We start from the raw sequence: 7977 nt of genomic DNA, 5'->3' as shown, positions 1-7977 counted from the left end.
GGCGGGGACGAGTTTATACTGCTTGCGGAAAACTGGGGTGAGTCTGCGGCGTTGGAACGCATGGAGCTGCTGCGCGCGAGCCTTGTGACGGCAGACACCGCCTATGACCGCAGCATGAGCTACGGCGTGATTTCGGTCGGACCGGATAACACCATGCAGGCGGGAGATCTGCTGGCCGCTGCCGACGAAAAAATGTACGAATACAAGCGGGAATATAAGCTGCGGCAAAGAAAGCGGAAGAAATAAATACCGGCGTTTATGGCGAAGCTGGATGTGATTCTAGCCAAAAAATTTAAATAGTATTTAAAAATGAAGTTCGAAATGAATCCTGTAACCATTGCTGTAACCTCCTGATGCTACAATAGTGCAAGTTTTTAAAAGTCCAAGAGAAAGGGATGTGGCACAGCGATGGAGGAAAGACGGTGGGAAAGCCGATACTACGACACTGTGGTTTGCGTGGACGACTGCGCAGATGGCGCGTGGACGGGGCGGCTGATGAATCCGGGGCTTGCAGAGCCTGTTGCGTTTCGCGGCGTGATGCAATTTCTTCTGGAGATGGAGAGATTGCTGGACAATACAAAATTTCCGGAGCCTTTTGCGCGGACGCGCACGTTTGCTCCGGTGGAGCCGCCCTCTGCGGGCACGGCTTCGGGCCCGGAGCGGGGAAGGGCGGCTACCTTCAGCCTGCGGATCTTATTTCGCCAAAACGCTAGCTGGCAAGGCTCCGTCCGGTGGCTGGAGGGTCGCAGGGAAGAGAGCTTCCGCAGCGTGCTGGAGCTTTTACTGATGATGAACAGCGCATTATGTTTGGAAAAGCTCGATGAGGAGTAAAGCTGCCGCGAAAACGTAAGCATCGTGATTTTTCAATTGGTCCCCGCCGCTATGTTTTGAGCAAGCGGGACAAAAGCGCCAGAGAACCAGTAAACAGAGACCCGGACGAATGTTCGGGTCTCTGTTTGCTTTTTTACATGCGTGAAAAAGATGACCTGACAGGACGGCTTTGAGAGGAAGGGGCGTCAAGCACCCTCCGTGAGACATGATTCACATGGCGGCGGAGAGGTGCCGGAAAAGGCGTTCGGCGGAGGGTGTTCGGCGGGAAACCGCACCAGCCTTTGGAAAAATGTTTTTCCGAAGGAGCCGGAATTATCGGTTTGTTCATAGTTTGTTCATGAATGAATCTGCATTTTCCGCTATCTTAAAAGATGAGTATAGTGAAAAAGTATGCAATGCGTGCGATGGAGGGAAAACATGAAAGCGTTTTGGAAGAAGAAGCTGCCCGCGTTTTTGCTGGCGGCCTTGATGCTGGCGGGAACCGCCGTTCCCACTGCGGCAGATGATCCTCCGCCGGGGCATAATTTTAGCAGCTTGTGGTCGAAAAATGAGACGGAGAAAACTGCCGTGAGCGCCCATGAGGAAAGCGAATGGCAGGACGCGGGAAACGGAACCCATCACAAGGTTTGCAGAGTCTGCGGATACGAGATTGAAAGTCAGGTGCACCATCTGTCTCAGACGGTGACCTCCTCCATCCCGCCAACCTGCGCGCAGACGGGAAAGAATTATTACGCCTGTATGGACAAATGCGGATATCAGCGGGAGGAAATTGTTCCCGCGTTACCCCACACTTTGTCCGGCGAATGGAAGTCAAACGATACGGAGCACTGGCATCCCTGTTCGGTTTGCGGACAGGAGTATCCGGGCACCAGGGCCCCCCACACCTACGAGGCAAGCTACACCTCAGATGCCACCTATCACTGGCAAAGATGCACAACTTGCAATGGCACCTCCGCCAAGGTGGCTCATGTGGACGCGAATAACGACGGGGTATGCGACGTGTGCATGCGGGGCGGACTGCCCGTCTCTGCCAAATACACCGTGACGTTTATCAACGCCGGGAGTACTTATGGTACGCCCCAAAGCGTCAATAAGGATGGGCTTGCCACCGTGCCGGGAACGCCCTCTAAGAGCGCGTCCTACTGCACATATAGCTTCAAGGGCTGGACCATGTCCAACCCCGGCAACACCGCCGCTTTTTTTGGGCAGGCCGTCTATACCTCCGCACAAGTGGCGGCCACAAAGGTGACGGCCAACACTGTGTGGTACGCGGTTTACTCCCTGAGCGCCGCCAATCAGAGCGCGGCGCTGGACCTTACTGGGACGGGAGAGACCACCGTGGGCTCGTCCATCCAAAGCAAGCTTAACAGCGTGTTTGTGGGCCTGACAGGTCGGAATTTTGTGAATGTATCCCTCTCCGGCATGTCTACCTCTTCCTATGGAATGCTATATGCCAACAGCTCCAGAACCGACCTTGCCCGGACCTATACATACAGCGGGGGGAGCTATCCCATTTCCAGTGTATACTTTGTGCCCTCGGGCACAAGAGGAACCAGCTCCGTGAACTATACCGCAACAGACGGATACAGCACCGTTCAGGGGACCCTTTCCATCACCAGCAACGGCAGCAGTGGTTATGGCACCAACATTAACTATACGGTGCAGCCCGGAGAGCGGGTGTCCATGGACCGGGCGGACTTCAACAGGGTGTATCAGTCCCGCTATTCCGAAACGGTTCGCTGGGTGGAATTCACCTCTGTCACAACGTCCTCCTCCGGCAGCGGAACCTTCTACTATAAATACGGAAGGTCTAACCAAAAGGAGCTGTCCTTATCCGAGGTGGATGATTATTCGTACTATTACAGCGGTTCCAGTTACGGGTCATATCCGCTCGATGACCTCAGCTTTTTAGCCTCTTCCGGCGCGACCAAGGGAAACATCACCGTCAATTTCCGGGCGTATTATTCCAGTAGCCGATATGTGGACGGAGTGATGGAAATTCAGATCAACGGAACCGGTTCGGGTGAGACAATTTCCTATAAGGCAAGCCCGGGCGAGACAGTCCGGCTGGACGTCAACGATTTCAGGCGCGTGTTTCAGAATCGCCAGTCGGGCTACGAGTTTCGGTTTGTCACGTTTCTGACCACCTCCGCTTATGATCAGACGGAAGGACTGCTTTATTACAATTATGGGGGGCGAAACGAAACCGCCTTTAACAAAAATAATTATAACACCTATATTTATTACGTGGATAATTCCAAATACGGAGATTATCCTCTCGGAGAAATGAGCTTTGTGACCTCCTCCAGCTTTAACGACAACGTGCGGTTGCCTTTCCGGGCTTATTACGACGCGGGTCGCTATGTGGATGGAGTTCTGGAAATTCAGGCGGAGGACACGGTGCTCCGAGGGGATATCCGTTATAGTACCACCAGCGGAACCAATGTGCAGATTAACCCCAACGACATCGCCCGGTTTATGAATCAGGCGTATTCCGGCTCTGTGCTCCAATCTGTGAAACTTGGGGGCGTGCCGGACAACGGGACGCTGTATTACAATTACTATGGCGTCAGCAACTACGGGACCACAGGGCTACGGATGACCAGCGGCAACTGTGGCAGCCAGCTTCTGTATTTCAGCCCCTCCGGGTCGAATCAATACGCGCTGAGTGAGCTGACATACGTACCCACTGGAAACAACTATTGCACCAAGATTCCCTTCACTGCCTACGGAAGCGGAAACCGCACCGCGCAGGGGACAATTCTCATCAGCGTCAACAGTGCGCTTGTGCAGGACGTGTATGGGGCTACGCCCATCAACACCTCTGTCCCATTTCCGGTGGACTCGATTTATAAAGCGGTTTCTTCGGCGACCTCCGGCGCTTCCATGTCCAGTCTTCAGATTCTGGAGCTACCCGCTTCTCGCATGGGGACGGTTTACGTGGGGAGCGGCTCTATCAGGGCCGCTGCCAACAGCCGCTATGTCTATTCCGGCAACTCTGGCAGCGGACGAATTGGAGATTTACGCTTTATGCCTGCCTCGGGATTCACCGGATCGGTGGAGATGCCCTATGTGGCGTACAACAGCGCGGGCAAGGCCATTGCCAGCGGAAGATTCTGTCTGGGAATTGTCAGCGGCCTCAAGAGTTATAAAGATGTAGGTTCTTCCGTATGGTGCTATAAATATGTAGCGGAGCTGTCCGACGCAAAAGTCATCGACGGCTATCCGGACGGCTATTTCAAGCCCGATAAAACCGTGACCTACGGGCAGGCGCTGAAGCTCATTATGCTGGCTGCGGACTACAGAACGCAGTCCCCCACCGGCAAGCACCCCTTCAGCGGCTATCTCTCCCGCGCCAAGGCCGACGGGCTGCTCACCGGTGTGAAAGAGAGCGATCTGGACCGGCCCATCAGCCGCTTGGCGGTGGCCCAGATTACTGCCAAGGCTATGAAACTAAACCTGACGAACCTTTCCAGTGTGAAGCCTTTTACCGACACCGGTGACATCTACGTGCAGGCGCTCAGCGCCGCCGGAATTGTGGAAGGGTATTTTTCCAACGGAACCAGCACCTTTAAGCCTGCCAACACTATGACCCGGGGACAAATTTCTGCGGTCGTATGGCGGATGAACCGGGCGAAATCAAGGACGAACGTCCCTACCGTCGCGTTTCACGTGACGGTAGGGACGTTATTTTTAAAGGGCTTGCCGACTCGCTTTAGCGGAGCGCGAAGGATAAGCCATAAAAAGAACTCTAAAAAATACTTTGGGAAAATATAAATTTTGGGATTGACAGAAAGGTCTGTCCATGGTATTGTAAATATGCGGTTAGTCACAACTAATCAAACGCGCCGATTGGACCAATGCAAATGGGGGCAAAGGACTCTCGTGGCGCGAAAGGTTGTCGCTGACAGGCTAGGAGTCTTTTCCATAGTGAATGCGTGGCTTACGCATTCACCCTCCGGTTTGGCTGACACCGGATGGAGGAATAGTTTTCCAATTCCTTTCTTTTCCTTTATTTCCTGTTTTCCCTCATGAAAGGCCCCGGACGGATGCCATACCGCCCGGGGCCGAACTCTGCCTACGAACCGCCGATTTTCGGCGGTCTTTGTGTTTGGACGAAATGGGGAAGGCACGCGAAGAAACGGGTAAAATATGAAGAGGGTTTTAATGTTCCGGTGAATATCTTCATAGAAGCGGTCGGACGGCTGGACATCGAACCGGGTGCGTCCGGCGGCGCTTTTTGTGAATGGCAAGATGCGCGATGGCGGGAGAAATTCAAAGCTTCGCTCTTGCATTTCGCAGCGGAGTATCGTATGATGTAGGTAACTGAAATAGAAAACGATTGCGCAGGGCAAAATGCATCGAGAGGAACCAGATTATGCTAGGAAGGCCAAAGATTTTGGTGGTCGGCAGCTTCATGATGGATTTGACGGTGTTCGCGCCTAGGCGCTATCTTCGAGAGCGGACGTACAGTGGGTTCGACGTCTCGGGTCCGGATGCGCTGGGGTAAGTCTGGAACTTGGGCCTTACGAGGGTGAGGCGGCGCGGTAAGCTCGGCCGCCTTGACGCGTCCCGAATTTAGCCAAAGAAAGCACAACGAAGCTGTATGGAGAGCTATCCTTTGAGGAATGCTTGGAATGACCATCTAAAAGATACGTGCATAACAATTTGTGCCCGTTGGGACAACATAGGAAAGAGCCGCAGGGGCGGCATGAAAGAATGGAGGTTTCAGCATGAGCGAATGCATGGAAAAACAGCCGCTGACACAGGATTACCTGAACAAGATGGACGCCTATTGGCGTGCGGCAAACTACCTGTCTGCGGCGCAGCTTTATCTATTGAAGAATCCCTTGCTGCGAGAGCCTTTGCGCGCGGATCAGATTAAAAAGAAGATTGTGGGACACTGGGGCACCGTTCCGGGGCAGAACTTTGTGTATGTCCACTTAAACCGCATCATCAAGCAGTACGATCAGGACACGATTCTTCTGTCCGGGCCGGGCCACGGCGGCAACTTCTTCGTTTCCAACACCTATTTGGAGGGGACTTACAGCGAGGTATACCCCAACGTGAGCCGCGATATGGAGGGACTGCAAAGGCTGTGCAAGCAGTTTTCCTTCCCGGGCGGCATTGCAAGCCATGTGGCCCCGGAAACACCGGGTTCCATCAACGAGGGCGGCGAGCTGGGCTATTGCCTGTCCCACGCCTATGGCGCGGTGTTTGACAATCCCGGCCTGATAGCCGCCGTCACCGTGGGCGACGGAGAGGCGGAAACGGGCCCGCTGGCCACCTCCTGGCTTGGAAACCAGTTTTTGAACCCCGCCACCGACGGCGTGGTACTGCCCATCCTCCACCTGAACGGCTATAAAATCAGCAACCCCACCCTCTTTGCCCGGATGAGTCATGAGCAGATTGAAAGTTATTTCAAGGGCTGCGGCTGGAAGGCTCACTTTGTAGAGGGAGACGACCCCATGACCATGCACCGCCTGATGGCGGACACGCTGGATACAGTGATGGCCGAGATTCAGGCCATTCAGGCCGCCGCCAAGGCGGGGGAGACGACCGCCAGAGCGTGGCCCATGATTGTCCTGCGGACCCCCAAGGGCTGGACAGGTCCCAAGGAAGTGGACGGAAAAAAGGTGGAGGGGACTTTCCGTGCCCATCAGGTGCCCATCTCCATGGAGAAGCCGGAGCATCTCAAGATGCTGGAAGAGTGGCTTTTGAGCTACCGTCCTGAGGAGCTGTTCGATGAGAACGGCCGCCTAATTCCCACGCTTGAGGAATTGGCCCCAGAGGGACAGCGCCGCATAGGCGCAAACCCTCACGCCAACGGCGGAAAGCTTCGCCGGGACTTGCGCTTACCGGACTTCCGGGACTACGCGGTGGAGGTCCCCGCCCCCGGTGCGGTGGAGGCGCAGGACATGATCGAGCTGGGCGGCTATGTGCGGGATACCTTCCGGCTGAACGCGGACGCGAAGAACTTCCGCATTTTCGGGCCGGATGAAACCATGAGCAACCGCCTTGGTAAGGTGTTCGAGGTCACGGGTCGAAGCTGGAACAGCGCCACGGTGGAGGGGGATGAATTCCTCGCCGCTGACGGGCGGGTGATGGACTCCATGCTCTCTGAGCACATGTGCGAGGGGATGCTGGAGGGGTATCTTCTCACCGGACGGCACGGCTTTTTCGCCAGCTATGAGGCGTTTATCCGCATCGTGGATTCCATGTGCGCCCAGCATGCCAAGTGGTTGAAAACCTGCAACGAACTGCCTTGGAGAGAGTCGATTTCTTCCTTGAACCTGATTCTCTCCTCCAATGTCTGGCAGCAGGACCACAACGGCTTTACGCATCAGGACCCGGGCTTTTTGGACCACATTGCCAACAAAAAGGCCGACGTGGTGCGGCTTTACCTGCCGCCGGACGCCAACTGCCTGCTTAGTTGCTTTGACCACTGCATCAAGAGCCGAGACTATGTGAACGTGCTGGTGACCAGCAAGCACCCCCGGCCCCAGTGGCTGACCATGGAGCAGGCTGTGAAGCACTGCACGCAGGGGGTTGGCATCTGGAACTGGGCCAGTAACGATCAGAACTGCGAGCCAGACGTGGTAATGGCCTGCTGCGGCGACACGCCTACGCTGGAGACGCTGGCGGCAGTGACCATTCTGCGCGAGAAGATGCCATCTATCAAGATCCGGGTGGTAAACGTGGTGGATTTGATGAAACTTCAGCCTGCCACAGAGCATCCCCACGGGCTCAGTGACCCGGAGTACGACGCGCTGTTTACGGTGGATAAGCCCATCATTTTTGCGTTCCACGGCTATCATACCCTGATTCATGAGCTGACCTACCGCCGCCACAACCGCAACATCCATGTGTACGGTTACAAGGAGGAGGGGACCATCACCACGCCCTTTGATATGCGGGTGCAAAACGAGGTGGATCGGTTCCATCTGGTGAAAAACGTGCTGCGGTATTTGCCGGAATTGACAGGACGCAGCGCCCATCTCATTCAGGAGATGAACGACAAGCTGGTGGAGCACGGGCAGTATATCCGGGAATACGGCGAGGACCTGCCGGAAATTCGCGACTGGAAGTGGCGCGGGTAAACAACCGCTGAAAAAGAAGAATGGCCGGGCCGCCGGCTCTGCGATC

Annotated in this window: 5 protein-coding genes; all 5 read left to right on the top strand. The window is 55.1% G+C overall.

Going from position 1 to position 7977, the window contains the following annotated elements; translation table 11 throughout:
* The coding region (locus tag RT018_RS04050; protein WP_312939516.1) for a diguanylate cyclase domain-containing protein at positions 1–246 on the top strand (246 nt) is incomplete at its 5' end.
* A gap of 162 nt (positions 247–408) precedes the next feature.
* Positions 409–831, top strand: a complete 423-nt coding sequence (locus RT018_RS04045) for a hypothetical protein (protein WP_312939514.1) — start codon at positions 409–411, stop codon at positions 829–831.
* A gap of 417 nt (positions 832–1248) precedes the next feature.
* Positions 1249–4608, top strand: coding sequence for an S-layer homology domain-containing protein (locus RT018_RS04040; RefSeq protein WP_312939512.1), 3360 nt, complete (start codon positions 1249–1251; stop codon positions 4606–4608).
* A 601-nt stretch (positions 4609–5209) separates the two neighbouring features.
* Entirely contained in the window at positions 5210–5341 is a 132-nt protein-coding gene (locus RT018_RS04035; RefSeq protein ID WP_312939510.1) for a hypothetical protein, read from the top strand.
* Positions 5342–5564: 223 nt separating this feature from the next.
* Positions 5565–7931 carry a phosphoketolase family protein gene (locus RT018_RS04030; protein ID WP_312939508.1) on the top strand — a complete coding sequence of 789 codons (2367 nt, stop codon included), beginning with the start codon at positions 5565–5567 and terminating at the stop codon, positions 7929–7931.
* Positions 7932–7977 lie beyond the last annotated feature (46 nt).

It is taken from the genome of Oscillibacter sp. (assembly GCF_032060045.1).
Taxonomy (GTDB): Bacteria; Bacillota; Clostridia; order Oscillospirales; family Oscillospiraceae; genus Oscillibacter.
This window is presented reverse-complemented; position numbering and strand designations above follow the sequence as displayed.